The organism is Arthrobacter halodurans, assembly GCF_041877255.1.
Lineage (GTDB): Bacteria > Actinomycetota > Actinomycetes > Actinomycetales > Micrococcaceae > Arthrobacter_N > Arthrobacter_N halodurans.
The window spans coordinates 41998-66909 of record NZ_JBHDLJ010000019.1 but is presented as its reverse complement, the minus strand read 5'-3'; the positions used below and the strand labels follow the sequence as shown (position 1 = coordinate 66909).

26 protein-coding genes are annotated in these 24912 nt (G+C 74.1%); 7 read left to right on the top strand and 19 right to left on the bottom strand.

The window, feature by feature from the left end; all coding sequences use genetic code 11:
- Positions 1 to 68 precede the first annotated feature (68 nt).
- Complete coding sequence (locus ACETWP_RS16650) at positions 69 to 1178, top strand: NAD(P)H-dependent flavin oxidoreductase (RefSeq protein ID WP_373973395.1); 1110 nt, start codon at positions 69 to 71, stop codon at positions 1176 to 1178.
- A complete protein-coding gene (locus tag ACETWP_RS16645; RefSeq protein ID WP_373973394.1) occupies positions 1175 to 2101 on the top strand; it encodes an aminoglycoside phosphotransferase family protein in 927 nt (308 codons plus the stop codon). Before ACETWP_RS16650 ends, ACETWP_RS16645 begins: the two co-directional genes overlap by 4 nt.
- 32 nt (positions 2102 to 2133) lie before the next feature.
- Here the strand turns inward: ACETWP_RS16645 and panC are convergent, their stop codons facing one another.
- The 14 genes from panC to dacB all read right to left on the bottom strand — a co-directional run bounded on the left by panC (position 2134) and on the right by dacB (position 15717).
- Complete coding sequence (panC, locus tag ACETWP_RS16640; protein WP_373973393.1) at positions 2134 to 3066, bottom strand: pantoate--beta-alanine ligase; 933 nt, start codon at positions 3064 to 3066, stop codon at positions 2134 to 2136.
- Between the two features lie 25 nt (positions 3067 to 3091).
- Positions 3092 to 3967: a Rossmann-like and DUF2520 domain-containing protein gene (locus tag ACETWP_RS16635; protein WP_373973392.1), complete on the bottom strand. Its 876-nt coding sequence runs from the start codon at positions 3965 to 3967 to the stop codon at positions 3092 to 3094.
- Complete coding sequence (locus tag ACETWP_RS16630; protein WP_373973391.1) at positions 3960 to 5618, bottom strand: PH domain-containing protein; 1659 nt, start codon at positions 5616 to 5618, stop codon at positions 3960 to 3962. The genes ACETWP_RS16635 and ACETWP_RS16630 overlap by 8 nt, the downstream gene beginning before the upstream one ends.
- Positions 5615 to 6127: a PH domain-containing protein gene (locus ACETWP_RS16625; RefSeq protein WP_373973390.1), complete on the bottom strand. Its 513-nt coding sequence runs from the start codon at positions 6125 to 6127 to the stop codon at positions 5615 to 5617. Before ACETWP_RS16625 ends, ACETWP_RS16630 begins: the two co-directional genes overlap by 4 nt.
- Positions 6108 to 6611 (bottom strand): DUF3180 domain-containing protein, encoded by a 504-nt coding sequence (locus ACETWP_RS16620; protein ID WP_373973389.1) that lies wholly within the window; start codon positions 6609 to 6611, stop codon positions 6108 to 6110. The genes ACETWP_RS16625 and ACETWP_RS16620 overlap by 20 nt, the downstream gene beginning before the upstream one ends.
- 3 nt (positions 6612 to 6614) lie before the next feature.
- Positions 6615 to 7121, bottom strand: coding sequence for a 2-amino-4-hydroxy-6-hydroxymethyldihydropteridine diphosphokinase (folK, locus tag ACETWP_RS16615; protein WP_373973388.1), 507 nt, complete (start codon positions 7119 to 7121; stop codon positions 6615 to 6617).
- Positions 7118 to 7501: a dihydroneopterin aldolase gene (gene folB / locus ACETWP_RS16610; RefSeq protein WP_373973387.1), complete on the bottom strand. Its 384-nt coding sequence runs from the start codon at positions 7499 to 7501 to the stop codon at positions 7118 to 7120. The genes folK and folB overlap by 4 nt, the downstream gene beginning before the upstream one ends.
- 2 nt (positions 7502 to 7503) lie before the next feature.
- Complete coding sequence (gene folP / locus ACETWP_RS16605; protein WP_373973386.1) at positions 7504 to 8436, bottom strand: dihydropteroate synthase; 933 nt, start codon at positions 8434 to 8436, stop codon at positions 7504 to 7506.
- A gap of 5 nt (positions 8437 to 8441) precedes the next feature.
- Positions 8442 to 9053 carry a GTP cyclohydrolase I FolE gene (folE, locus tag ACETWP_RS16600; protein ID WP_373973385.1) on the bottom strand — a complete coding sequence of 204 codons (612 nt, stop codon included), beginning with the start codon at positions 9051 to 9053 and terminating at the stop codon, positions 8442 to 8444.
- 25 nt (positions 9054 to 9078) lie between these two features.
- The gene (gene ftsH, locus ACETWP_RS16595) at positions 9079 to 11169 is read right to left on the bottom strand and encodes an ATP-dependent zinc metalloprotease FtsH (RefSeq protein WP_373973384.1); all 2091 of its coding nucleotides are present in this window, start codon (positions 11167 to 11169) and stop codon (positions 9079 to 9081) included.
- Positions 11170 to 11333: 164 nt separating this feature from the next.
- Complete coding sequence (gene hpt, locus ACETWP_RS16590) at positions 11334 to 11885, bottom strand: hypoxanthine phosphoribosyltransferase (protein ID WP_373973383.1); 552 nt, start codon at positions 11883 to 11885, stop codon at positions 11334 to 11336.
- Between the two features lie 108 nt (positions 11886 to 11993).
- Positions 11994 to 13016 carry a tRNA lysidine(34) synthetase TilS gene (gene tilS / locus ACETWP_RS16585; protein WP_373973382.1) on the bottom strand — a complete coding sequence of 341 codons (1023 nt, stop codon included), beginning with the start codon at positions 13014 to 13016 and terminating at the stop codon, positions 11994 to 11996.
- A 2-nt stretch (positions 13017 to 13018) separates the two neighbouring features.
- Positions 13019 to 14173 (bottom strand): Rv3626c family coenzyme F420 biosynthesis-associated protein, encoded by a 1155-nt coding sequence (locus ACETWP_RS16580; protein ID WP_373973381.1) that lies wholly within the window; start codon positions 14171 to 14173, stop codon positions 13019 to 13021.
- 68 nt (positions 14174 to 14241) lie between these two features.
- On the bottom strand, positions 14242 to 15717 hold the full coding sequence (gene dacB, locus ACETWP_RS16575) for a D-alanyl-D-alanine carboxypeptidase/D-alanyl-D-alanine endopeptidase (protein ID WP_373973380.1): 1476 nt from the start codon (positions 15715 to 15717) through the stop codon (positions 14242 to 14244).
- A 130-nt stretch (positions 15718 to 15847) separates the two neighbouring features.
- Between dacB and ACETWP_RS16570 the strand changes: the two genes are divergently transcribed.
- A complete protein-coding gene (locus ACETWP_RS16570; protein ID WP_373973379.1) occupies positions 15848 to 16420 on the top strand; it encodes an inorganic diphosphatase in 573 nt (190 codons plus the stop codon).
- Between the two features lie 38 nt (positions 16421 to 16458).
- On the opposite strand, the gene yczR is transcribed toward ACETWP_RS16570, so the two are convergent.
- On the bottom strand, positions 16459 to 17910 hold the full coding sequence (gene yczR, locus ACETWP_RS16565) for a MocR-like transcription factor YczR (protein ID WP_373973378.1): 1452 nt from the start codon (positions 17908 to 17910) through the stop codon (positions 16459 to 16461).
- 60 nt (positions 17911 to 17970) lie between these two features.
- Here yczR and yczE point away from each other — a divergent pair, with 60 nt between their 5' ends.
- Genes yczE through ACETWP_RS16550 form a run of 3 tightly spaced genes read left to right on the top strand, consistent with a single transcriptional unit; the run spans position 17971 to position 20062 of the window.
- Positions 17971 to 18690: a membrane protein YczE gene (gene yczE, locus ACETWP_RS16560; protein ID WP_373973377.1), complete on the top strand. Its 720-nt coding sequence runs from the start codon at positions 17971 to 17973 to the stop codon at positions 18688 to 18690.
- 50 nt (positions 18691 to 18740) lie between these two features.
- Positions 18741 to 19373: a hypothetical protein gene (locus ACETWP_RS16555; RefSeq protein ID WP_373973398.1), complete on the top strand. Its 633-nt coding sequence runs from the start codon at positions 18741 to 18743 to the stop codon at positions 19371 to 19373.
- A 5-nt stretch (positions 19374 to 19378) separates the two neighbouring features.
- Positions 19379 to 20062, top strand: coding sequence for an HAD family hydrolase (locus ACETWP_RS16550; protein ID WP_373973376.1), 684 nt, complete (start codon positions 19379 to 19381; stop codon positions 20060 to 20062).
- On the opposite strand, the gene ACETWP_RS16545 is transcribed toward ACETWP_RS16550, so the two are convergent.
- Both ACETWP_RS16545 and serS read right to left on the bottom strand, forming a co-directional pair.
- Positions 20059 to 20937, bottom strand: coding sequence for an HAD family hydrolase (locus ACETWP_RS16545; protein ID WP_373973375.1), 879 nt, complete (start codon positions 20935 to 20937; stop codon positions 20059 to 20061). The genes ACETWP_RS16550 and ACETWP_RS16545 overlap by 4 nt on opposite strands.
- 189 nt (positions 20938 to 21126) lie before the next feature.
- Positions 21127 to 22419, bottom strand: a complete 1293-nt coding sequence (gene serS, locus ACETWP_RS16540; RefSeq protein ID WP_373973374.1) for a serine--tRNA ligase — start codon at positions 22417 to 22419, stop codon at positions 21127 to 21129.
- A 39-nt stretch (positions 22420 to 22458) separates the two neighbouring features.
- Here serS and ACETWP_RS16535 point away from each other — a divergent pair, with 39 nt between their 5' ends.
- Complete coding sequence (locus ACETWP_RS16535; protein WP_373973373.1) at positions 22459 to 23514, top strand: diacylglycerol/lipid kinase family protein; 1056 nt, start codon at positions 22459 to 22461, stop codon at positions 23512 to 23514.
- Between the two features lie 17 nt (positions 23515 to 23531).
- Here ACETWP_RS16535 and pheA read toward each other — a convergent pair whose 3' ends face one another.
- The gene (gene pheA, locus ACETWP_RS16530; RefSeq protein WP_373973372.1) at positions 23532 to 24467 is read right to left on the bottom strand and encodes a prephenate dehydratase; all 936 of its coding nucleotides are present in this window, start codon (positions 24465 to 24467) and stop codon (positions 23532 to 23534) included.
- Positions 24464 to 24790 (bottom strand): rhodanese-like domain-containing protein, encoded by a 327-nt coding sequence (locus ACETWP_RS16525; protein WP_373973371.1) that lies wholly within the window; start codon positions 24788 to 24790, stop codon positions 24464 to 24466. Before ACETWP_RS16525 ends, pheA begins: the two co-directional genes overlap by 4 nt.
- Positions 24791 to 24912: the final 122 nt, after the last annotated feature.

Below are 24912 nucleotides of genomic sequence, written 5' to 3'. Positions count from 1 at the left end.
CCCGCGGCGCCCCCGGACGCCATCCGCCTCCTGAGTCCTGCGTCACAGGCTCTGCCTAGACTGGGGCCATGCCCTCCCACGACCCGACGCAGCCCGCCGACGTCCCGCGAGCCGGCACGTCGCCCGCCCATTCCAGTCCCGTCGGAGCTCCCGCCGGCCCCAGTCCCGCCGACCACCCGCGCGCAGACCACCCGCGCGCCGGCCACGGCCTGGCCGCCGCGCTGGGCATCGCGGAGCCGCTCATCAACGCGCCCATGGCGGGCGCCGCCGGAGGACTCCTCGCGGCCGCTGTGTCAGCGGCCGGCGGCCTGGGCATGCTGGGCGTCGGCGGGGGCGCCTCGGACGACTGGCTGCACGAACAAGCGGACCTGGCCGCGGGCGTCGGCCGCCCGTGGGGCGCGGGCTTCATGGCCTGGGTGCTCGCGGACTCGCTGGATCCGCTCCGGGCCGTCCTGGAACACCGGCCGTCGCTGGTGTGCGTCAGCTTCGGCGAACCGGGGCCCGCCGCCGCCCTGGCCCGGGACGCCGGAGCCCTGACCGCCATGCAGGTCGGCAGCGCGGCGGAGCTGCGTCGAGCGCTCGAGCCGGACATCGACGTCGTCGTCTGCCGCGGGGGCGAGGGGGGCGGCCACGGCCGCGACGAGGTGGCCACGCTGCCGCTACTCCAGCTGGCCCTCGACGCCACGGACAAACCGGTGGTCGCGGCGGGCGGCATCGCCACCGCCCGGGGGGTCGCGGCAGTTATCGCGGCCGGCGCGCAGGCCGCGTGGGTGGGCACCCGCTTCGCGGCGTGCGCGGAGTCGCTCAGCCATCCGCGGGCCAAGGACGCCATCGCGGCCGCGGGAACCGACGACACGGTCTACACCCGGGCCTTCGATATCGCCCAAGGCATCCCCTGGCCCGCGGAGTTCGGGGGCCGGGCCCTGCGCAACGCCTTCAGCCGCCGGTGGGCGGCCGACTACGAGGGCCTGGCGGACGCACTGAACGCCGACCCCTCCCTCTCGGCCGCCATCGAGGAGGCCCGGAGCTCCGGGGACACCTCGCTCGCTCCCGTCTACGCCGGCCAGTCCGCGGGGATGAGCCCCGGGCACGAGACCGCCGCGGACATCGTGGCCGAGCTCGCCGGCTTCCGCGCGCTCCTGGCGTCGGCCGCCGAGCGCTGGCCCGCGGGACGGTGAGCGGAGCTCCGGGCGCGTCGGAGGCCCGGCCGGGAGACGGGACCGCGGGCGCGGCGCACGACGGATGGGACCATCCGGGGCTCACGGGGCGGCAGGCGGCCGCGCTCTCCCGCGCCCACCCCGGGGCCTCGATCACCGCCGACCACAGCTGGCCGTTCGGCATCACGGTGCTCGAGTTCACGGCGGGCGGCGGACGCTTCATCGTCAAGGCCGGCGAGACTTCGCACCATCTGGTCCGCGAGCACCGCGCGCACCGCGCCTGGCTCGCGGCGCTGCGCGGGGACGTGGCGCCGCTGGTGTCGTACGACGCCGGGGCCGGAGTCCTCGTGACGCGGTACCTGCCCGGCCGGATCGCCCTCGGGACGCCGTCGGCCCTCGACCCCGACGCGTACCGGCAGGCGGGCGCCCTGCTGCGGCGGCTCCACGCGGGAAACCCGTCTGGGCCCGCCCCTTCGGACGCCTACGAGGCCACGGCGGCCCGGCGGACCCGCGCGTGGCTGGACCGGGCCGGCGGGCTGGCCCCGTCCGGGCACCTGGCGGCCGCCGACGCCTGGCTGCGCGGCTTCGTGCCGGCGCCCGTCGCGGTGGTCCCGACGCACGGCGACTTCCAGCCCCGCAACTGGCTGGTGCGGCCCGACGGTCGGCTGGCGCTGATCGACTTCGGCCGCGCGGACCTGCGCCCCTGGTACACCGACCTGGTCCGGCTGGAGCACCAGGAGCTCGTCGGGCGCGGGGACCTGCGCGCCGCGCTCCTCGAGGGGTACGGCCCCGCCGCCGGCGTCCCCCGCGGGGGCCTGGTCCTGGAGCACCTGATGCAGTCGCTCGGGACGATCGTGTGGGCCCGCGACATGGGCGACGCCGCGTTCGAGGAGCAGGGACGCACGATGCTGGAACGGACGGTCGGGGGCCTTCCGCCCGGCTGACCCGCCGTGGACCGCCGCTGGGCATCCCGCCGTCAGCCGCCGAGGGGCATGTTGTCGATCAGCCGGACGGATCCGACCTGCGCCGCCACGAGCGCCAGCGCCTGCCCGGTGAAGGGCGTCTCGCGGCAGTTGAACGCGAGGGGCTCCAGCGTGCCCGGGTCCACCACCTCGAGGTAGTCCAGGCGGACCAGGGGCTGGCTGGCGATCAGTGCCTCCGCGTCCTCGACGCGCAGCGGCTCGTGCGCGTCGGCGCGCTCCTTCAGCAGGAACAGCGCGCGGGACAGCACCAGCGCGGCCTCCGCCTCCTCGGTGCCGAGGAAGCGGTTGCGGCTGGACAGCGCGAGCCCGCGGGGCGAGCGCACGACCGGCACGGCGGCGATCCCGACGGGATAGGCCAGATCGGACACCATGCGGCGGATGATCGCGAGCTGCTGGGCGTCCTTCTGCCCGAAGTAGGCCCGGTACCGCACGGGCACGCCCGTCTCGGCGGGCGGGGCGCCGTAGTGCAGCAGCTTCGCGACGACGGCGAGCATCCCGTCGAAGTGCCCGGGGCGCGAGGCCCCCTCGAATTTCTCTCCGAGGCGCCCGCTGGACACGGTCACCAGCGGCCGGCCGTCCGGGTAGACCTCGGACTCCTCCGGCGCGAAAACGAGGTCCGCCCCGGCGCCGGCGAGCAGGGCGACGTCGTCGTCCGGGGTGCGCGGGTAGCGCTCGAAGTCCGACGGGTCGTTGAACTGCAGCCGGTTCACGAAGAGGGAGACGACGACGACGTCGCTCTCCGCCCGCGCCGAGCGCACCAGCGTGCCGTGGCCCGCGTGCAGCGCCCCCATGGTGGGAACCAGCGCGAGCCGCCGCATCCGGTTTGGGTCCCCCGGGACCGCCTCGAGGAGCGCGCGGGTCGCGGCCTTGAGCTCGGCGACCGTGCGCACGACGCGCGGGGACGGGGTGGGGACGGGGATGGTCACGCGAAAAGTCTAGACGCCGGGGCGCTCAGGCCAAGGCGTCGAGGATCGCCGCGGCCTGGGCCTCGGTGAGCAGTCCCCGGGCCAGGGCGCGCTGGGCGGTCGCGCGCGCCATCGAGAGGTAGGCGTCGCGGACGTCCGGGGAGACGGCGTCCTTCGCCAGGGCGTCGCGGTGGATGGCGACGGTGCCGACGTCCCCCCGCGCGACCGGTCCGGTCAGCGCGCCTTCCCCCGAGGACAGCGCGTTCTCCAGCGACGCCCGCATCAGCGGCCCGAGCACCCGGTCCGGGCGCTCGACGCCCGCGATGCGCAGCAGCTGGGCGGACTGCCCGGCGATCGTGACCAGGTGGTTCGACGCGTGCGCAAGCGCGGCGTGGTAGATCCCGCGGTCCTCCTCCTCGATGACCGCGTACTCCGCGCCCATCTCCACGACCAGGGCCTGGGCGATGGGGAGCATCATGCGGTCCGCCGTCACCCCGAACATGCAGTCCTGCAGCCGCGTCAGGTCCAGGCTCATGCCGGTGAAGCTCATGGCCGGGTGGATGGCCAGCGGGATGGCGCCGGCGGCCCGCGCCGGCTCCAGGATGCCCGTGCCGTAGCGGCCGGCCGTGTGGACCACCAGCTGGCCGGCCTGCCAGTGGCCGGCGTCGGCGAGGCCCTTCACCAGCGGCCCCAGCGCGTCGTCCGGCACGGCCAGGAGCACCAGTTCCGCGCGCCGCACGAGGTCCGGGATGGGGAGGATCGGCACGCCGGGCAGCAGCGCCTCGGCCCGCTCGCGCGACGCCTCCGAGACCGCGTGCACGCCGACGACGGCATGCTCGGCGGCGCGCAGCGCGGCGCCGAGGACCGCGCCGACCTTGCCGGCGCCGACGACGCCGATCCCCAGGCGCCCGGGCCTAGGCACCGGTCCCGCCCTCCAGCCAGTGGTCGCGGTCGCGCAGGTGGCGGGCCGTCGCGGCGCGGTCGGCCTGGCGGAGGAACAGCTCGCGCCCATCCTCGACGCCGATCTGGACGACCCGCGGGTCGACGGGGCCGTCCGTGGTGGCCAGCTGCACGTCGCACACCCCCGCGCGCCGCGCGAGCGGTCCCTGCCGGAGCACAAGGCCCTGCGTGCGCTCGTGCGGGACCATGACCAGGCGCCGCGTCATCCTGCCGGTGCGGATCAGGATCGCGGTTCCGGTGACCGCGAAGCCCTGGCGCCGCCATCCGATCGGCGCCAGGAGCCTGGCGCGGCGTGGCGTGGTCGTGAAGCCCTCGTCCGGACCGCTTCCGGCGATGCCGGCGTCGATGAGCTCGAGCGGGCGGTCGGTGCCGGGATCGGGCAGGACGACGGCGAGCACGCTGAGGACGTCGGCGCGGGTGCCGACCGGCAGCAGCGTGGAGCGCCGCGAGTTGTCCTCGCCGGCCCCGCCGCCGTAGCCGGCGACGTTGACGACGACCCGGTGCCAGCCGAAGCGGCGCCACAGGAGCCCCTGCGTCACCTGCACCGCCTGGACCCGGCCGGGCGGCACGGTCTGGTGGCGGGTGTCCAAGAGGCCGTAGCTCATGCGCAGCCCGTCGGCGCTCATGCCGGCGCGGAAGTTGTAGCCCGAATTGAACTGGCCCCACAGCGCCGGGACGACGGCGAGGAGCAGGGGCAGGACGAAGAACACCGGGAAGTCGCCGTCGGTGGCGGCGGCCGCGGCGAGCGCGGCGACGACGGCGGCGACCGCGATCCAGACCCAGGGTGTCAACAGCAGGGATCCGATCAGGCGGCCCGGCGGCACCGTGGCGACGGTCCGTTCGGGCGCCTCCGGCGCGTCGTCGGCGGACGGCGGGCGCCCCGGTTCCCCGGCGTCGAGGGCGGTGGCGTTAGAGGATCCGGCGTCGGCGCCGGTAGCGGACCCCGCGTCGGGGCCCGCCGCGCCCGTCCCGGGACCGCCCTGGACGCCGGTGTCCCGGTCGCCGGTGTCCCGGACGTCGGCGTCGTGGATGCGGGAGTCTCCCGGGGCGTGGGCGACGGATGCCGGGGCGCCCCCCGCGGAGGCCTTGAGCCCCGCGGCGCGGGCCAGGATCACGTTCCGCAGCCGCTTCGCGTCGTCGATCTTGAGGAACGCCAGGCTCACGGCGGTGGCACCGGCGTCGGCGACCTCGAACTTCAGCTCCGCGAGACCGAAGATGCGGGCCAGCAGCGGCTGGGCGATGTCGATCGCCTGCACGCGGTCGATCCGCGCCTGGCGCTGCTGCCGGAACAGGATGCCCGAGTTCACGTTCACGTGGCGCTCGGTGACCTGGTACTTGGTGAACCACCAGGACAGGAAGAAGCCGAAGACGATCAGGAGCAGGATGGCCAGGCCGATGCCGACGGTCAGGAGGAGGTCCGGGGTGAACCTCAGTTCGCCGGACGCGTCCCGCGACTCGTCCCCGGCCGCGAAGACGTCCTCGAGCCAGTTCTGGCCCCAGAAGTAGGCGATGGCGAGGACGGCGATCCAGCCCCGGACCAGCGGGGAGATGGGGTGGACGCGGTTCCACGCCGGGTCGGGTGACGCCTGCGGCACCGCGGGCTGCCCGCTCACAGCCCGGCCAGCCGCGCCTCGCCGCGGGCGGACAGCTGCTCGCGCAGGCGGGCCCCCTCCTCGGCGGTCAGCCCGGGGATCTCCGGCGTCGCCGCCGAGGACGCGGTATGCAGCTGGACCTTGCAGAGCCCCAGCGCGCGGTCGATCGGCCCGACGGCGACGTCCACGTACTGCATGCGGCCGTAGGGGACCACGAGGACCTTCTGGAAAAGCACCCCGCTGCGGACCAGCAGGTCGTCCTGGCGCTCGGCGTAGCCGATCGCGCGGACCTGGCGGGGAATCAGCGACAGCCGGAGGATCTCCAGCGCGACGGCGGCGGCCGGCAGGCCCCACGCCAGCCAGCCCGGGTATCCGGGCCAGACGCCGGTCAGCCGCAGCACGAGCGGGACGCTGAGGATCGCCAGCGTGACGGCCGCGCCGATGGCCCACCCGACCACGCGGACCCGCGCGTACTTCGGAGACACGCGCCTCCACTGGATTCCTGCCGGATCAACTGGTTCCTGCGGCATACCCCTCGTTTTCCTCCCTGTCGCGCCCCGTGGCGTCCGGCGCGGACGGATCGTCGGGCGGCAGCCTGCAGAACTGCTCGACGGCCCACCCCACCATAACCATGATGGCGGCCGCGGCGATCATCGCGAGGGAGGCGTCGACCGACGGGTTCCGGCCCCCCGTGGCGCTCGTGAGATCGATGACGATGCCCGTGTGCCAGCCGGCGATCATGGCGCCGGCGTAGGCGGTCGCCTGCGCCAACACCAGGGTGCGGGCGGCCTGGATCGGATCCAGTCGACGCTTCAGCTTGCCCTGCCGGTAGCGCAGCACGCGCAGGCCGAAGCCCAGGGTGACCAGCGCGCCGGCACCCATGGTGATCAGCGACGTCCAGTGCAGCACCGGCGCCGGGAGTCCGTTGACGGAGGTCAGCCGATGCGCGATCCAGCCGGCGACGGTGGCGCCGACGAGGATCGCCAGCAGCCAGAGGGGTCGGATGGCGCTCATGGCCTATTCCCCGCCCCCGGGGCGGTAGGGACCCACGCCGCCGCGGTCCGCGGCGCGGTCGGCGAGCTCCGCCACGGGGGTGCCGCCCAGCGTCGCGGCGGGGTCCATCCGTGCCCACGGCTCCAGCACGAACGCCCGCCCCGCGGCGCGCGGGTGCGGCAGGGTCAGCTCGGGCGTCTCGAGGACGACGTCGCCGTAGGTGATGATGTCGATGTCGAGCGTGCGGGGTCCCCACCGCACCTCGCGGACGCGGTGGTGCCGGTTCTCCACGTCCTGGCATCGCCGGAGCAGTTCCAGTGGCCCGAGGGACGTCTCCACCTCCACGACCATGTTCAGGAAGTCGGGCTGGCCCTCGGGCCCGCCGACCGGCTTGGTCTGCACGACCTCCGAGACCTGCCGGAGCCGGACGTCGCCGCCCTCCGCCAGGGCGGCCACGGCGAGCGAGAGCGTGTCCCGGCGCTCGCCCAGGTTGCTGCCCAGGGCGAGGACCGACCGGACGCCGCCGCTCAAGCGCGCTCCCGGTGGATGGCGATGGCCACGTCGCCGAACGGGACCTCGATGGGCGCCTGCGGCTTGTGCACGGTGATGCCGACGGCCTCGACGGCGAACTCGGCCAGCACCATCTCGGCGAGCCGCTCCGCGAGCGTCTCGATCAGGTCGTACGGCCCGGAACCGACCAGGTCGGCGACCCGCCCGGCCAGCGCGCCGTAGTTCGCGGTGTCGGCGAGGTCGTCGGACGCGGCCGCCGGGCGGATGTCGGTGTGGAGCACCACGTCCACGACGAAGGGCTGCCCGTCGCGCTTCTCGTGGTCGAACACGCCGTGGTGCCCGGTCGCCGTGATGCCGGTGACCGAGATGGTGTCCCGGGGACCGCCCGTCCGCGGGGCCATGCTCAGCCCCGCGTTCCGGAGGGGACCGCCGCCGGGTTCGCCCAGGCGGTGGCGACCTTGACCGCGTCGAGCGTCCCCTCGACGTCGTGCACGCGGACGCACCACGCGCCGGCCGCCGCGGCCAGGGCGCTCGTCGCCGCGGTGGCGGTGTCGCGCTCGGCGGGGGGCGCGGGCTTGCCGGCCTCGGCGAGCAGCGAACCGAGGAAGCGCTTGCGCGAGGTCCCGATGAGCACGGGGTGCCCCAGCGACTGCAGGCGGTCGATGCCGCGCAGCAGGGCCCAGTTGTGCTCGGGATTCTTGGCGAATCCCAGGCCCGGGTCGACCACGATGCACTCGGCCGGGACCCCGGCCGCCAGGAAGCGGTCCCGTACCTCGGCGAGCTCGGCGACGACCTCGTCCACGACGTCGCCGTAGTTCGCCTCCGTGGTCATGGACTGGGAGTCGCCGCGCCGGTGCATGAGCACGTAGGGCGCCCGCCGTTCCGCGATGAGCGCGGGCATGTCCGGCTCGTGCGTCAGGCCGCTGACGTCGTTGACGATGTGCGCCCCGGCGTCGAGGGCCGCGCGGGCCGTGGAGGTGTGCATGGTGTCGACGGACACGATCGCGCCGGCCTTGACGAGCGCCTTGACGACGGGCAGGACGCGCGCCAGCTCGGCCTCCGGGGCCACGAAGTCGGCGCCGGGGCGCGTGGACTCGCCGCCCACGTCGATGATGTCCGCGCCCGCGTAGAACATCCGCAGCCCGTGGCCGATGGCGTCGTCGGTCCTGACATAGCGCCCGCCGTCGCTGAAGGAGTCCTCGGTGACGTTGAGGATGCCCATGACGAGCGTGCGGCCGGTGGGGAGGTCGGCGAACGTGCGGGGGACCTTGACGGGGCGGATGACGGGCAGCGGGGAGGTGGCGGGTCCGGTTCCGGGGATGGCTCCGAGGGACATGGGGTCTACTTTCCGAGAATGAGGCTCATGGCCTCGGCGCGGGTTGCCGGCTGGCGGAGCTGGCCGCGGACGGCGCTGGTGACGGTCTTGGCGCCGGGCTTGCGGACGCCCCGCATCGACATGCACAGGTGTTCGCACTCGACGACGACGATCGCGCCGCGGGGGTCCAGGTGGGCCATGAGCGCCTCGACGATCTGCGTGGTCAGGCGCTCCTGCACCTGCGGGCGCCGGGCGTAGAGCTCGACGAGCCGGGCGAGTTTGCTCAGGCCGGTGACCTTGCCGTCGCGCCCGGGGATGTAGCCGATGTGCGCCGTCCCGTGGAAGGGCACCAGGTGGTGCTCGCACGTCGAGTAGAACGGGATGTCCTTGACCAGGACCAGCTCGTCGTGCTCGATGTCGAACGTGGTGCCCAGCAGCTCGGCGGGATCCTGGTGGAGCCCCGCGAAGAACTCGGCGTAGGCCTTGGCGACCCGCTTGGGGGTCTCCTGGAGTCCGTCGCGGTCCGGGTCTTCGCCGATGGCCTCGAGGATCTCGCGGACGGCGCGCGCGATGCGCGGCTGGTCCACCTCGAAGCCGCCTGCGGTCGCGGTCAGGGGCTGCTCGTCGATGTCGGTCACGCTTCCGATCCTAGCCTGCCGGGTCCTAGCCGCGGCCGCCGCCGGGGAGGCTTCCGGGTCCGCCGGAGGCGCCGAGGCCGCCGTCGTTGCCGCCGTCGGGCCCGGGACGGCCGCCCGGGAGGGACGGCGCGGATCCGGGATCCACCACGACGTCGGAGTGGCCTCCGTCGGCCTCGCGGGCCGCGCCCTCGGCTTGCTGGCGCCGTTCGATCGGCGAGAGCACGGGTCCCGCGGTGTGCACCGGGCGGCTCTCCTTGGAGAGCCAGACCTTGCGCTCCGGGCGCTTGACGATGTCGCGGAAGACCTCCACCAGGTCCTTCTGGTTCAGCGTCTCGCGCTCGAGCAGGGCGAGCGCCAGGCGGTCCAGCACGTGGCGGTTCTCGGTGAGCACCGCGTAGGCCTCGTCGTGGGCGGCGTCGATCAGGACGCGGACCTCCTCGTCCACGATGCCGGCCAGGTGCTCCGAGTAGTCGCGGTCGTGCCCGGCGTCGCGCCCGAGGAAGGGCTCGGCGCCCCCGGAGCCGAGCTTCACGGAGCCGACCCGCTCGCTCATGCCGTACTGCGTGACCATTTTCCGCGCGGTGCCGGTGGCCTTCTCGATGTCGTTCGACGCGCCCGTGGAGGGGTCGTGGAAGATGATCTCCTCCGCGACGCGGCCGCCCATGGCGTAGGCGAGCTGGTCCAGCAGCTCGTTGCGCGTGACGGAGTACTTGTCGTCGTCGGGGACCACCATGGTGTACCCGAGGGCCCGCCCGCGCGGCAGGATGGTGATCTTGGTGACCGGGGCCGAATGGCGCATCGCGGCCGCGACCAGGGCGTGGCCGCCCTCGTGGTAGGCCGTGATCTTGCGCTCGTGCTCCTTCATCAGCCGCGACCGCTTCTGCGGCCCGGCCATCACGCGGTCGATCGCCTCGTCGAGGGCCCGGTCGTCGATGAGCTGCGCGTTGGACCGCGCGGTGAGCAGCGCGGCCTCGTTGAGCACGTTCGCGAGGTCGGCGCCCGTGTAGCCGGGCGTCTTCTTCGCGACGGCGCGCAGGTCGACGTTCGCGGCCATCGGCTTGCCCTGCGCATGGACGCGCAGGATCTGCTCGCGCCCGACGAAGTCCGGGGCCTCCACCGGGATCTGGCGGTCGAACCGGCCCGGGCGCAACAGCGCCGGGTCCAGCACGTCTGGCCGGTTGGTGGCGGCGATGAGGATGACGTTGGTGTTGGCCCCGAACCCGTCCATCTCGACGAGCAGCTGGTTGAGGGTCTGCTCGCGTTCGTCGTTGCCGCCGCCCACGCCGGCGCCGCGGTGCCGGCCGACGGCGTCGATCTCGTCGACGAAGATGATGGCGGGCGCGTTGTTCTTGGCCTGCTCGAACAGGTCGCGGACGCGGGAGGCGCCGACGCCGACGAACATCTCGACGAAGTCGGATCCGGAGATCGAGTAGAACGGCACCCCGGCCTCGCCGGCCACGGCCTTCGCCAGCAGGGTCTTGCCGGTGCCCGGCGGCCCGTAGAGCAGCACGCCCTTGGGGATCTTCGCGCCGACGGCCTGGAACTTGGCCGGCTGCTGGAGGAAGTCCTTGATCTCGTAGAGCTCCTCGACGGCCTCCTCGGCGCCGGCAACATCGGCGAAGGTGACCTGGGGCATGTCCTTGGTGATCAGCTTGGCCCGGGACTTCCCGAACTGCATGACCTTGGAGCCGCCGCCCTGGGCGCGGGACAGGAGGAACCAGAACAGGAGCGCGATGAGGATGAACGGGATGATCACGCCCAGCATGCTCAGCAGCCAGTTGTTCTCCACCGGCTGGTCCGTGAAGCCGTCCAGGTTCGCGTCGTCCATCGCCTGGATGACGTCCTCGGCCCGGGCGTTGGAGTAGAAGAAGGAGACCTTGGTGCCCTTGTCCACGCCGTCGAGCGTGAAGTTCTCCCGGAGGGAGAGGTCCACGCGCTGGTCGCCGTCGAAGATCTTCGCCTCGCTGGCCTTGTTCTCCTGCAGGAGCTGCAGCCCGACGCTCGTGTCCACCCGGCCGGTGTTGCCCGAGCTCAGCGTCGGAAGGAAAACGACCAGCGCCACGACGCCGATCAGGACCCAAATGGCCCAGCTGTTGAGGATCTTCTTGGCTTTCATGCTGTGGGGGTCCCGTCCCCCGTCCCTCCTGATCGCGGACGCGAAGGCGTCCGGCACCGAATGGTCACCTCTATAGGTACACGTTCCAGCTCTTTCCACGCACGGGATCGCCCGCTAGTTCCCCTGAAGGCGTAAGGGGCCACGGGGCGGACGCCCGACGCGGGCTACTCGTAGATGTGCGGCGCGAGCGTGCCGATGAAGTCCAGGTTGCGGTACTTCTCGGAGAAGTCCAGGCCATAGCCGACCACGAACTCGTTGGGGATCTCCATGCCCACGTACTTCACGTCGATCTCGACCTTGGCGGCCTCCGGCTTGCGCAGGAGGGTGCAGATCTCCACCGAGGCCGGCCCGCGGGAGATGAGGTTCGCCTTGAGCCAGGACAGCGTCAGGCCGGAGTCGATGATGTCCTCGACGATCAGCACGTGCTTGCCCATGAGGTCGGTGTCGAGGTCCTTGAGGATCCGCACGACGCCCGAGGACTGCGTGCCGGAGCCGTAGGAGGACACCGCCATCCAGTCCATGGCCACGTGCGAGTGCAGGGCGCGGACCAGGTCGGCCATGACCATCACCGCCCCCTTGAGCACGCCGACGACCAGCAGGTCGCGCCCCTCGTAGTCCTGGTCGATCTGCGCCGCCAGCTCGTTGATCTTGTCCTGGATCTGTTCCCGGGTGTAGAGGACGTGCTGGAGGTCTGCGGTGACGTCGTTCGAATCCACGAATGGCTCCTGTGATCGATGATGCCTGCGCTCGGGCGTTAAGGGAGTGCGCTACGGGGTTATAGCGTGCCACAGCCCGGCCCGATCCGGGGAACCGCGGCCCCGGCCTCAGGCGTCCGGGCGGGCCGGTCCCGGGACGCGCCGCAGCACCAGGAGCGGGCCCCGCCCGGCGGCGCCGCGGACGCGGCGCGCCTCCACGTGCCCCGCGAGCTGGAGCGGGCCGGCGGACGCGGACCCGGTGACGAGGCGGGCCAGGGCCGCGCTCCGTTCGAACGTCGGGGGCTCGCCGCCGGCCCGCACGACGGCGGCGCGCAGCGCGCGGCCCGCCAGCGCGGGATCCAGCGCGCGGAGGCCCGGCAGGTCCAGGCGCAGCTCGCCCGGCCGGTCGCCGCGCACGAGCGCGTCCAGCGCCGATGCCGCGGCCCGGTCCAGGTAGTCCGCGTCGGCGCGCGACAGGTCGGCCGTGCGCGCGAGGGCCTCCGCGGTGCCGGGGCCCAGGGCCGCCTCCACGACCGGCAGCACGTCCAGCCGCACGCGGTTGCGCAGGGCGTGGCGCCCGGCGTTGGTGGGGTCGGTCCAGAACGCCAGTCCCTCGTGGGCGCAGACCGCCTCCGTGTCCGCGCGGCGCAGGGCGAGGAAGGGGCGCAGGAACAGGCCGCGGGCCGCCGGCATGCCGGACAGCGAGCGGATGCCGGAGCCCCGGGCGAGCCCGAGGAACACCTGTTCGGCCTGGTCGTCGAGCGTGTGCCCGAGCAGGACGGCGGAGGCACCGGCCGCGGCGGCCGCCTCCTCGAGCGCGGCGTAGCGCGCCGCGCGCGCGTCCGCCTCCGAGCCCGTCCCGCCGACCTCCACGCGGCGGACCAGCACCGGGTCCAGCCCGAGACCGCGGAGCTGGGCGGCGGCCCGTTCCGCGGCGGCCCGGCTGCCGGCCTGCAGCCCGTGGTCGACGACGACCGCGCCGGCCCGGAGCTCGCCCCGGCCCGCCAGGAAGGCGGCGGCCGCGGCCAACGCCAGCGAGTCGGCCCCGCCGCTGCACGCGACCAGGCACCGCGGGGTGGTTCCCGCCCCGCGCACGGCGGCCCGGACGGCGTTGCGGGCGGCGGCGACGACGGGGGGAAGGTGTCCGCCCACGCCTATCCGGCGGTGGGCCCGGCGCCGGACACGCGCCGGATCCACTCCCGGGGGTGGTGCAGTTCCCGCTCGGTCGGCAGGTTCTCCGGGCGCTCCCACACGGCGTTGAAGCCCTCCATGCCGATCTCGCGGACGACGGCGGAGACGAACCGCTGTCCGTCGGCGTACTGCCGCATCTTCGCCTCGAGTCCCAGGAAGCGGCGGATCCAGGTCTCCACCGGTCCCCGGTGGGCCCCGCGGCGGTTGAAGCGCTGGCGGATGGTCTTGACGGTCGGGACGATCGAGGCGTCCACGGCATCCATGACCACGTTCGCGTGGCCCTCCAGCAGGCTCATCACGGCCGTCAGGTGGCTCATGATCGCGCGCTCCTCGGGATCCTGGATCGCCGAGAGCAGCCCGGGCCGGGAATCGGGCCCGGACTCCGGCGCCGCGGCGGCCGATCCCGCCCCGTCCCGCCGGGAACGCGCGGCGACGGCCCCGCGGGCGGCCGCCACGAGCCGGTCGCCGAAGTTGTCCGTCGTCTCGACGAGACCCTCCGTCAGCCGGCCGATGTTCTCGCGCAGGTGGTCGCGCAGCCAGGGGGCCGCCGCGAACTGCACGCGGTGCGTCTGCTCGTGGAGGCACACCCAGAGGCGGAAGTCGGCCGGGTCCACGCCCAGCTCGCGCTCGATCTCGACGATGTTCGGCGCGACGAGCAGCAGGCGCCCGCCGGCGGGCACGCCGCCGCGCGCGAGGCTCGAGAAGGGATCGTACTGCCCGAGGACCTTGGAGGAGAGGAACGCCAGGATCGTGCCCATCTCCGCGCCCGTGACGGCGCTGCCGAACAGCGCCGCATTGGGTCCGAAAGCGTCCCCCTTCGAGGCCGCGAGGCGGCCCAGGGCCGGCCCGAGCAGGGCCTCGAAGCTCTGGACGTTGGCCCGGGACCAGCTCGCCCGGTCCACGATCAGGACGCTGGAATCCCGGAGGTCGCGGGCCGCCTCGAGGCCGGTGATCCGGTGGACGTGCGCCACGGAGGCGTCGGCGTGGGCGCGCAGGTCCGCGACGACGGCGTCGACCTCCCGGGACGAGAGCCGGGGGCCCGGGCCCGCCAGCCGCGCCGCGGTGTCGCCGGCGAGGTCCCAGTTGATGAGTCGGACGGGGCTGCTGGAAGGGTCCATGGCACCATCTCACCACGGATCGCCGACGGAACGCCGGGTTTTCGTCGAGGGTGAATTCCCCCGCGGCCCTACCGGCAGCCGCACCCGGCCAGGACGGTCGCGGCGCGGTCCAGCGCGGCCCGCGCCGGCTTGAGCGATCCGGGGACGTCGTGGGCGAAGAAGGAGAACGCGAGCAGGCGCCCGTCCGCGGTGACCACGCTCCCGGTGAGCGTCGCGACGCCGGCCAGGGTGCCGGTCTTGGCCCGGACCAGGCCGCGCGTGGCGTCCCCGTCGAGCCGGGACTCCAGGGTGCCGGTCGCGCCCGCGATGGGCAGGAGGTAGGTGAGCTCGCGCAGGTCCGCGTCCGGGGACGTGGCGGCGGCGCGCAGGACGCCGGCGAGCTGCGCCGGGGAGATCCGGCTCGCCCGGGCCAGTCCCGAGGCGTCCGCGAGCGCCATGCCGGAGGTGTCCACGCCCATCCGCGCCACCGCCTCCTTCACGGCCTCCGCGGCGCCGCCGAACGACGCCGGCTTGCCGACGCCGAGCGCCACCAGGCGACCCATGGCCTCGGCGACGTAGTTGTCCGACGCCTCGGACATGTGGCGCAGCTGGTCGCGCACCGGCGCCGACTCCACGGAGGCCAGCTCGGGCGCCCCCTCGCCGGCCGGCCCGCGTTCGACCCCGCGCGCGACCCTCAGCCCGCCAGCCGGCCCGCCGGCGCCCCCCTGCCGCTCGGCCAGCTCCGCCGCCAGGAGGGTGCGGAAGGTCCGGGCGGCCGTGAGCGCGGGGTCCCCCACGCGCGGACTCCCGGGCGCGGAGTCCTTGCGCGCGCCGTACAACGCGACCGGTTGCACCGCGGCGATGTTCGATGTGGCCACCAGCGACTCGTCCCACACCGGGCTGAGCGCGGCCCCGGTGAACAGCGAGTCGTCCAGCAGCACCCGCAGCGCGCGGCGCTTCTCCCCATCCGCGGGCGGCGCGGCGCCGTCCGCGTCCTCCAGCAGGGCCGCGGCCGTCGAGGCGGCCAGGGTCCGCAGGCCCGCGCGGCCCACCACGCTCTCCCCCGAACGGCCGGCGCCGAGGAGGACGTCCCCGCCGCCGACCAGCACCACGGAGTCCTCCGAGGCGCGCACGACGGCGGTGCGCAGCGTCGAGTCCGCGCCCAGCACGGACAGGGCGGCCGCCGCCGTCGCGACCTTCAGGCTCGAGGCCGGCACGGCCGGGGCGGACGCGTCGCGGTCGTAGAGCGGATCCCCCGTGGACACGTCGACCACGGACGCGTGGAAGACGCCGCCGCGGCCGTCGAACGCCTTGTCCAGCGCCCGGCGCAGCGCCGCCGCCTCCGGCCGCGCGGCGTCCCCCGGCAGGGGTGGCAGGGCGGTGGCGCTGGCCGGGCGCAACGCGGGCTCGCTTCCGGCGTCGTGCGTGGGGGACGGCGCGGCCGGCGGGGCGGGGCGGAACGCGTCCGGGAGGCCCGGGACCGCCTGCAGGGCGGCCAGGCCCAGCAGCCCGGCGAGCACCAGCACCAGCAGGGTCGAGGTCAGGGCGCGCATCCAGCGGTTCATGCGCACCTCCGAAATAGTCGTTGCGCCGCGCCGCAATATACGCTGGGCGCAGCAGCTTCAAGAGTAGACGGAGCGCGGACTCCACCCGGGTCCGGCCCGCCCCCAGCCACCGAAATTCGAGGAGACTCCCATGAGCCACGACGTCACCATCGAGATCCCGGCGGGATCCCGCGTCAAGTACGAGATCGACCACGAGACGCACCGCCTGCGCCTGGACCGCGTCCTGTTCACGTCCATGCAGTACCCCACGCACTACGGCTATTTCGAGGACACCCTGGGCGAGGACGGCGACCCGCTGGACGCGCTCGTCTGGATCCCCGGCGTCGACCTGGTCCCGGGGGTGCTGGTGGAGTCCCGCCCGCTGGGCGTGTTCAACATGACCGACGACGGCGGCGGCGACGCCAAGCTGATCTGCGTGCCGACCGACAAGCGCTTCGACCACCTCCGGGAACTCGAGGACGTCGACGGCTGGCTGATCAAGGAGATCGAGCACTTCTTCCTGCGCTACAAGGACCTTGAGCCGGGCAAGTGGGTCAAGGCCGACGGCTGGGAGGGCCGCGAGGCCGCCGAGGCCGAGCTGGCCCGCTCGGTCGAGCGCTTCGCGCGGCATGGCGAGGAGTCCGAGGAGGACGAGCCGCAGGGCCGCAACGTGGACACCGAGGCCCCGGCCCCGTCCGGCGCGGACGAGCCGCAGGGCCGCTAGCGCCGCCGCCGGCCCCCCGGGTCGGGGACCCCGGCGCCCTATGGGGTGCCGGGTCCCCCGGTCCGGGGGGCCTTTCCGTGCACCCGGTCCCACGCCCGGGCGATGACCGGCACCGCGGCCTCGAGCGATTCGCGGCCCAGCGCGTAGGGCGTGCGGATCCAGCGCTCGAGCCCGTGGTCGCCGACGGCGAACGTCGAGCCGGGCGCGAGCAGGACCCCGCCGCGCGCCGCCTCGTCCGCCAGCGCCGTGGACCGCGGCGCGGGGAGGTTCCACCACAGCGAGAGCCCGCCCTCCGGCCGCCGAGCCTCCCATCCGGGAAGCCGGGCACCGAGCTCGGCCAGGAGCCAGTCGCGGTTGCCGCGGAGCCCGCCGCGGGTCTCCGCGGACAGCCCGGCGCCGGTCTCCAGCAGCCGGGCCAGGACGAGCTGCTCCAGCACGGGGGCGCCGAGGTCCAGGCTCATGCGCACCCGGGCCAGGCCCGCGGCCAGCGGGCGCGGGGCGCGGATCCAGCCCAGGCGCAGCCCGCCCCAGTGCGACTTGCTGGCGCTGCCGATCGTGACGATGCGATCCGAGAACGCCGCCATCGGCACCACGTCGGGCTCGGCGTCCAGCCACAGGGCGGCCGAGGTCTCGTCGACGATCCCCACGGCCCCGTGCCGGTCCAGCTCGCGCGCCCAGCGCTCCCTGCCCGCGTTGCCCAGTAGCGTGCCGGTGGGGTTGTGGAAGTCGGGCAGGCACAGCATGGCCGCCGGCGCCACCGACCGCAGCGCCCCGGAGACCGCGTCCAGGTCCGTCCCCTCGGCGCCGATCGGCACCGGGGCGACGCGGACGCCATGGTGGCGCAGCGAGATGACGCTGTTCGGGTAGGACGGGCTTTCGGCCAGCGCCCGCGCGCCCGGGGCGAGGACGGCGCGGGCGACGGCCGCGACGCCGGCGAGCGCGCCGGCGGTGACGACGATCTGGGACGGATCCGTCGCGAGTCCGCGGCGCTCGTAGGTCCGCGCGATGGCCTGGCGCAGCACGGGCAGCCCCAGCGGGAAGTAGCCCATGCCGCCGATGTACGCGGGCAGCTGGTCCATGGCCTCCTCGTAGACGGCGGCCAGGCCCAGGGGCGCGGCGGGAGCGGCGCAGGTCAGGTCGACGGCGGTGGCGCCCTCGGCGGGACCGAAACCTCCCAGGGGCAGCGGCTCGCCGCCGCCGGCCGCCGGCCCGCCGGGCACCTGGACGACGGTCCCCGCGCCGACGCGGGCCGTCGCGTACCCGCGGTCGCGGAGCTCCGAGTACGCCCGCGAAACGGTGGTGCGGCTCAGGCCGATCGCGCCGACGAGGTCGCGTTCGCTCGGCAGCGCGGTCCCGTGCAGGACCCGGCCGTTCGCCACCAGGCCGCGGACGCCGTCCGCGAGCCACGCGTAGGCCGGCCGGTCGGGGTCGGGGCTACCCAGCATGGTGGTGAGGCGGCCGGCCGAGAGGCGGCGGGTGGGATGCGTCATAGGGCCATTGTCTCCCAATTGGCTCTGTAATCCATAGCCATTGAGGGGGAGGATGGGGCCATGGCACCCACCCCGACCCCCGGCCTCCTGTCCCTCTCCCCCCGCGCCCAGCTGCGCGCCGGGCGCCTCCCCTTGCGCGTCGCCCGCCTCTTCGCCGGGCTCACCCTCTACGGCCTCGCGATGGCCTCCTTCGTGCGGGCCGGGTTGGGGCTGGACCCGTGGGACGTATTCCACTTCGGAGTGGCCGGCCGCGTCGGCCTCAGCCTGGGCACCGTCGTCGTGCTGGTCGGCGCGCTGGTCCTGATCCTGTGGATCCCGCTGCGCCAGTGGCCCGGCCTCGGCACGGTCGCCAACGTCGTCTGGATCGGCGTGGCGACCGACGTCGGGCTGGCGCTGATCCCCCCCATGCCGAATCCCCCGGCCCAGTGGGGGCTGTTCTGGGCGGCGCTCGTGCTCAACGGCCTGGGCGGCGCCCTGTACATCGGAAGCCAACTGGGTCCCGGACCGCGCGACGGGCTGATGACCGGGCTGCACCGCCGCACCGGGCTGAGCCTGCGCCTCGTGCGCACGGCCCTGGAGCTCACGGTCCTGGTTCTCGGCTGGTTCCTCGGCGGCATCGTGGGCATCGGCACGGTCGCCTACGCCCTGCTGATCGGGCCGCTGACGCAGTTCTTCCTGCGCTGGACCGTGGTCGACCTGCCCGCGGCCTGCGTCGCCCCGACCGACGGCGGGCCGGGGGCCCCGGTGCCCGCGGGGAACCCCGGCGGGACGGCGCCCTGAACGACGCGTAAATCAACCGCATGCGGTTGATCGACGGGCATACTGGTGGCATGTACGTGCTCACCATCAACCAGCGGGACTCCCGCGAGTCCGGGGACCGCGTCGAGGAGCTGGTCGCGGCGCTCGGCCGACTCCCCGCCGCGATCCCCTTCCAGCGCTCCTTCGGCGACGAGGCGATCGGCGTGGTCACCGAGGCGCGCACCGCCGTCGACGCGGCGATGATCGCGCTCCGCGCCCGGCGCTGGCACGTGGGCATCGGCGTCGGATCGCTCCACGTGCCGCTCCCGGAGCGCATCGCCGACGCCGAGGGCTTCGGCCTGGTCTACGCGCGCCGCGCCGTCAACAGGGCGCAGAAGACGGGCGAGCGCGTTCCCCTGGCCGTGTCCGGGCCCGACGCGGACGTCGCCGCGGAGGCCCAGGCCGTGCTGCGGCTCGTCGGCCAGATCGTGGCGACCCGGACCGACGCCGAGTGGTCGGTCCTGGACCTCATGGTCCCGGGCGTCCGGGGCCAGCAGCGCGCCATCGCCGACGAGCTCGGCATCACGACGCAGGCCGTGTCCAAGGCCGTGGTGCGCTCCCACTGGAACGAGGAGTGGGCCTGCCGCCCCGCCGCGGCCCGCCTCCTGGACCTGGTCCGCGGCCCCGCGGCCCTGCCCCCGGCGGCCCACGCCGCGGCGGGTTAAGCGCGGTGCCGTACTCCCTGGTGGTCTTCGACTGCGACGGGGTGCTCGTGGACAGCGAGCGCCTCTGCACGGCGATCGAGGCGCGGCTGCTGACGGAGATGGGTTTTCCGCACACCCGGGACGAGGTCGTCGCGAAGTTCATGGGCCTCACCGACGCCGACGCCCTCGGCATCCTGACGCGGATGATGGGCGGGCCGCTCGCGGCCGAGTTCGACGAGCGGGCGTCGGCGGAGAGCCTGCTCGCCTTCGAGACCGTGCTCGAACCCGTGCCCGGCGTCGTGGGCGTCCTCGACGCGCTCGACGACGCGGGCGTCCCCTACCGCGTCGCGTCCTCCGGGTCGCACCGCCGGATGCGCACCACGCTGGGGGCGACCGGGCTGTACGCGCGCCTGGAGGGGCGGATCCACTCGGCGGACGACGTCGGGCGCGGCAAGCCGTGGCCCGACGTCTTCCTGCACGCCGCGGCGGCCGGGGGGCACGCGCCGGGCGACTGCGCCGTAGTCGAGGACAGCGTCAACGGGGTCCTCGCGGGGGTCGCCGCCGGCATGGACGTCCACGGCTTCGCCGGCGGGCTGGCCGGGGGGCCGGCGCTCGCCGCGGCGGGCGCGCGGGCCTTCCGCTCGATGGCGGAGCTGCCCGCCCTGCTCGGGGCCGCGCCCGGGCGGAAGCCCGGCGGGACCGGCCCCTAGAGCAGGCTGCGCAGCACCGTCGCGAGGCCGTCGTCGTCGACGCCGTCCGCGACCTCGTCGGCGACGTCCTTGACCTCGTCGGGCGCCTGGCCCATGGCGACGCCGCGGCGCGCCCACTGGAGCATCTCGACGTCGTTGCGCCCGTCGCCGACGGCGACCGTGTGCTCCGTCCCGATGCCGAGCCGCTCGCGGACCAGCTCGAGGCCACTGGCCTTGGAGATGCCCTCGGCCGCGATGTCCAGCCACGCCGTCCAGCCGACCGAGTACGTGACCCCGTGCAGGCCGATCGCGCGGACGGCCTCCCCGAAGTCCTCGGCGGTGTCGTCCGTCGAGAACACGACGAGCCGCACCGCGGTGGCGTTGGCCATCGCCTCGAACGTGACGCCGGTGGCCTCGACGCCGAAGCTGGCGTCCTGGAAGCGTTCGGTGGACAGGAAGTTGCCCTCGTCGTCCTCCAGCGCGTACTTGGCGGTCGGCAGGGCGTGCCGCAGGGCCCGCAGCGCGGGGGCGGGATCGAACGTGTTGCGGTCGACGACCTCGTAGCCGTCGGGGAGCGAGACGTCCAGCCGCACGGTCACGCCGCCGTTGCAGCAGACGGCGTAGCCGCGCTCGATGCCCAGCAGTTCGACGATCGGCAGGGTGGCGCCGAGGGAGCGCCCCGTGGAGACGACGATCTCGTGGCCGGCCTCGACGACGGCGCGGGCGGCCTCCTTCACGGCGGGGCTCATGTGCCCCTCGTGGTTGACCAGGGTGCCGTCGACGTCGAGGCAGACCATCTGGCGCGCCGCCGGGCGGGTCGCGGTGGCGGTGGCGGTGGCGGTGGCGGTGGAATTGTTCGTCCGGTCTTCGGTGCCGGGATTACTGGTGATTGTCATGCATCTAGTGAATCACCCCGGCCCGCCCGGCGGACATGGCGCCGGTCACCGCGCGGTGAACATTCCGTAAATATCCACAGCCCGTCCACACTGTGGGTTGCCCCACGCGGGCCCGCGGTTCCCCGGCCGGGCCGGCAACCGGTCGACGGGCAACCGGTCGACGAGGAACCGCGCGGGCGGTGGGCCGGCTCAGGCGACGACGGGGAAGACGTCCATGCCGCCGAGGTACGGGCGTAGCGCGGCGGGCACGGTGACCGACCCGTCGGCGTTCTGGTGGTGCTCGAGGATCGCGACGATCCAGCGCGTCGTGGCCAGCGTCCCGTTCAGCGTCGCGACGGCCCGGGTGCTCTTGCCCGGCTTGCCGTCGGCGCCGGGCACGCGCTCGCGGATGTTTAGGCGCCGCGCCTGGAACGTGGTGCAGTTCGACGTGGAGGTCAGCTCGCGGTAGGCGCCCTGCGTCGGGACCCAGGCCTCGCAGTCGAACTTCCGGGCGGCGCTCATGCCGAGGTCCCCCGCGGCGGTGTCGATGACGCGGTACGGCAGCTCGACCTTCGCGAGCATCTCCTCTTCCCAGGCGAGGAGCCGCTGGTGCTCCGCCGCCGCGTCCTCCACGGGGCAGTAGACGAACATCTCCAGTTTGTTGAACTGGTGGACCCGGATGATGCCGCGGGTGTCCTTGCCCGCGGAGCCGGCCTCGCGGCGGTAGCAGGAGCTCCACCCCGCGTAGCGGGCCGGGCCGGCGGAGAGGTCCAGGATCTCGTCGGCGTGGTAGCCGGCCAGCGCCACCTCGGAGGTGCCGGTGAGGTATAGGCCGTCGCGCTCGAGCCGGTAGATCTCGTCGTCGTGCTCGACGTCGAACCCGGTCCCCTGCATGGTCTCGGGGCGCACGAGCGTGGGCGTGATCATCGGGACGAAGCCGTTGGCCACCGCCAGGTCCAGCGCCATGTTCATCAGCGCGATCTCCAGGCGCGCGCCCACGCCGCGGAGGAAGTAGAACCGCGCGCCGGACACCTTCGCGCCGCGCTCCATGTCGATGGCGCCGAGCAGCTCGCCGAGCTCCAGGTGGTCGCGCGGCTCGAAGCCGTCCGCGGCGAAGTCGCGGGGCGTGCCCACGGTCTTCACGACCGTGAAGTCGTCCTCCCCGCCGGCCGGGGCGCCGTCCTGGATGAGGTTCGGAACCGAGCGCTGCAGCGCGGTCAGCTCCTCCTGCGCGGCGTCGGCCGCGGCCTGCGCCGCCTTGACCCGCCCGGCGAGCTCCTTGACCTCGGCGAGCAGCGCCTGCTTCTCCCCGCCCGCGGCCCGCGCGACCCGCTTGCCGAAGGCGTTCTGCTCGGCGCGCAGGTTCTCGTAGCTCGTGATCGCTTCGCGCCGCCGGGCGTCCGCGGACACGATCCGGTCCACCACCGATTCGTCGGCGCCGCGGAAGCGCTGCGAGGCGCGGAACTTGTCGGGGTGCTCTGCGAGTTCTTTTACGTCGATCACACCTACAGGTTACCGAATGGCGGCTATCGTAAGAGCACCATGCCCCTAGAGATCCTCGCCCTCATCCTCGTCGCCGCCGCCCTAGTCATCGCCGGTGTCAGCCTCTACTCCGTGCGCAAGCTCAAGACCCGGCTCGTGGTCATCGAGGAGGCGCCCGTCGTCGCGCGGTCCCTCGAGGCCGCCAAGAAGGTCGCGCTGATCGTCAATCCGTCCAAGGCGGGTGCCGAGGCGGCGATGGCGGCCGTCCGCGCCGCCTGCGTGGAGGCCGGCTTCGGGGACCCGCTGATCTACGAGACCACCGTGGAGGACCCCGGCCACTCCATGGCCGTGGAGGCCCTGGAACAGAAGTGCGACATCGTCGTCGTCGCCGGGGGGGACGGCACGCTCCGCGAGGCGGCGGAGGTCCTCGCCGACACCGACGCCATCATGGGCGTCCTCCCGCTGGGCACCGGCAACCTGCTGGCGAGGAACCTGGACTTCAACGTCGACGACATCGAGGCCGCGGTGCACACGGCGCTGCACGGCAGGATCCGCTCGATCGACGCCGCGAAGATCGTGCTCGAGCGGGCCGACGGGACCACCGAGGACCACGTGTTCCTCGTGATGGCCGGCATCGGATTCGACGCCGACATGATGAACGACACCAACGAGGACCTCAAGGCCAGGCTCGGTCCGCTGGCCTACGCCGAGGCCGGCATGCGCCACCTGCCCGGCCGGCGCCGCACGGTGACGCTCTCGCTCGACGACGGACCGGAGCAGCAGCGCAAGATCCGCTCGGTGATCTTCGCCAACTGCGGCCGGCTGCAGGGCGGGTTCGACCTGGTGCCCGACGCCGTGCTCGACGACGGCAAGCTCGACATCGTGGTGATGAGCCCGCAATCCGTGGCCGGGTGGGCGTGGATCGCGGCGAAGACCGCGCTGCGCCACCGCGGCGCCATCCCGGTCATCGACTACTACCAGGCGCGCAAGGTGCGCATGTCCGTGCCCGAACCCATCAGCTCGCAGCTCGACGGCGACACCACCGGCGACGTCGTGGCGATGACGGTGCAGATCCTGCCGCAGGCCCTGCGCCTCCGCGTCCCCGCCCGCCTGTAGGGGCGTTCCCGCCCGGCTCAGGCCCGGTGGGAACGCAGCCGCCGGACCCAGGCCGCCGCGGCGGCGAACGCCTCGTCGGTGTTGTGCCGCGCCACCGACGGGCGCGACGCGTCGGAGATGCGCGCGCTCGGGTAGGAGCCCAGGAACCGGATGTCCGGGCTGATGCGGTGGAGCCCGGCGAGCGCGTCGGCCATGCGCGCCTCGTCGATGTGGCCGTCCGCGTCGACGGAGAAGAAGTAGGAGCCGAGCCCCTGGCCCGTGGGCCGGGACTCGATCCGGCTCAGGTTCACCCCGCGGGCCGCGAACTGCTCCAGGATCCCCATGAGCGCCCCGGGGTGGTCCTCGGGGAGCGGGATGACGACGGTCGTCTTGTCCGAACCGGACGAGGGCGGCAGCTGGCCCGGGCGGCGGACGAGCACGAAGCGCGTCACGGCCCCGGCGTTGTCCTCGATGCCCGCCCGCAGGACGGTCAGCGGGTGCCGCTCGGCGACGAGGGGCGAGCAGATGGCGGCGTCGTAGGCGTTGTCCGGCTCCAGCAGCGCCAGCGCCCCGGCGGCCGTGGAGGACGCCGGGACGAACTCGGCGGCGGGGATGTTGGCCTCGGCCCAGCCCCGGCACTGCGCCCACGCGTGGCCGTGGGTCGCGACGGTGCGCACCGACTCCAGCGTGTCGACGCCGGGGCGCGCGACCAGCACGAAGGTGATGGGCACCAGGTACTCGCCCACGATCTGCAGGGACCCGCCCGTGGCGATCGCGTCCAGGGTCGCCGAGACGCCGCCCTCGACGGAGTTCTCGATGGGCACCATGGCCGCGTCCGCGGCGCCCGAGCGCACGTTCTCCAGCGCCGCGTTGACGCTGGCGGCGGGAACGCGGCGGGCGTCCGCGGCCCCGGGGACCTGGAGCAGCGCCGATTCGGTGAAGGTTCCGGAGGGCCCCAGGTAGGTGTAGATCATCGGACGGTCGGCTCCTGGCCGTTCTCGCTCTCCATCGGCAGGCCGGCCTCGAGCCAGGCCCCGCTGCCGCCCGCCACGTTGAAGGCGGTGTAGCCCTGGCCCACGAGGAATGCGGCGACCTGCGCCGAACGGCCGCCGGTGCGGCAAATCACGTAGGTGTCCTCGTCCGGGTCCAGCTCGCCGAGGCGGAGCGGGATCTCGCTCATCGGGATGTGCCGGGCCCCGGCGGCGTGGCCCTCGTTCCACTCGTAGTCTTCGCGCACGTCCAGCACCTCGGCCCCCGCGGGAACCTCGTTGACCTCGACGGTCTCGAACTCGCTCATGTTCATCCTCTCGGTGGAATCCGGCCCAACCACCCCAGCCTATAGTGGGTTCAACAACCGGGCCCCAACATTAATTCGGCGTCGTTCAGCGGCCGAACCGAGGCGCCCAACGACGACGCAGG

What these genes read in the sequence shown, in the direction of transcription:
- yczE (WP_373973377.1), top strand. Translation starts at nt 17,971, where the DNA reads ATGGCACCCACCCCGACCCCCGGCCTCCTGTCCCTCTCCCCCCGCGCC.
- ACETWP_RS16650 (WP_373973395.1), top strand. Translation starts at nt 69, where the DNA reads ATGCCCTCCCACGACCCGACGCAGCCCGCCGACGTCCCGCGAGCCGGC.
- folB (WP_373973387.1), bottom strand. Translation starts at nt 7,501, where the DNA reads ATGGCCCCGCGGACGGGCGGTCCCCGGGACACCATCTCGGTCACCGGC.
- pheA (WP_373973372.1), bottom strand. Translation starts at nt 24,467, where the DNA reads ATGATCTACACCTACCTGGGGCCCTCCGGAACCTTCACCGAATCGGCG.
- ACETWP_RS16570 (WP_373973379.1), top strand. Translation starts at nt 15,848, where the DNA reads ATGAGCCACGACGTCACCATCGAGATCCCGGCGGGATCCCGCGTCAAG.
- yczR (WP_373973378.1), bottom strand. Translation starts at nt 17,910, where the DNA reads ATGACGCATCCCACCCGCCGCCTCTCGGCCGGCCGCCTCACCACCATG.
- ACETWP_RS16535 (WP_373973373.1), top strand. Translation starts at nt 22,459, where the DNA reads ATGCCCCTAGAGATCCTCGCCCTCATCCTCGTCGCCGCCGCCCTAGTC.
- ACETWP_RS16525 (WP_373973371.1), bottom strand. Translation starts at nt 24,790, where the DNA reads ATGAGCGAGTTCGAGACCGTCGAGGTCAACGAGGTTCCCGCGGGGGCC.
- folP (WP_373973386.1), bottom strand. Translation starts at nt 8,436, where the DNA reads ATGTCCCTCGGAGCCATCCCCGGAACCGGACCCGCCACCTCCCCGCTG.
- ACETWP_RS16620 (WP_373973389.1), bottom strand. Translation starts at nt 6,611, where the DNA reads ATGAGCGCCATCCGACCCCTCTGGCTGCTGGCGATCCTCGTCGGCGCC.
- dacB (WP_373973380.1), bottom strand. Translation starts at nt 15,717, where the DNA reads ATGAACCGCTGGATGCGCGCCCTGACCTCGACCCTGCTGGTGCTGGTG.
- ftsH (WP_373973384.1), bottom strand. Translation starts at nt 11,169, where the DNA reads ATGAAAGCCAAGAAGATCCTCAACAGCTGGGCCATTTGGGTCCTGATC.
- ACETWP_RS16625 (WP_373973390.1), bottom strand. Translation starts at nt 6,127, where the DNA reads ATGCCGCAGGAACCAGTTGATCCGGCAGGAATCCAGTGGAGGCGCGTG.
- ACETWP_RS16580 (WP_373973381.1), bottom strand. Translation starts at nt 14,173, where the DNA reads ATGGACCCTTCCAGCAGCCCCGTCCGACTCATCAACTGGGACCTCGCC.
- ACETWP_RS16555 (WP_373973398.1), top strand. Translation starts at nt 18,741, where the DNA reads ATGTACGTGCTCACCATCAACCAGCGGGACTCCCGCGAGTCCGGGGAC.
- ACETWP_RS16545 (WP_373973375.1), bottom strand. Translation starts at nt 20,937, where the DNA reads ATGACAATCACCAGTAATCCCGGCACCGAAGACCGGACGAACAATTCC.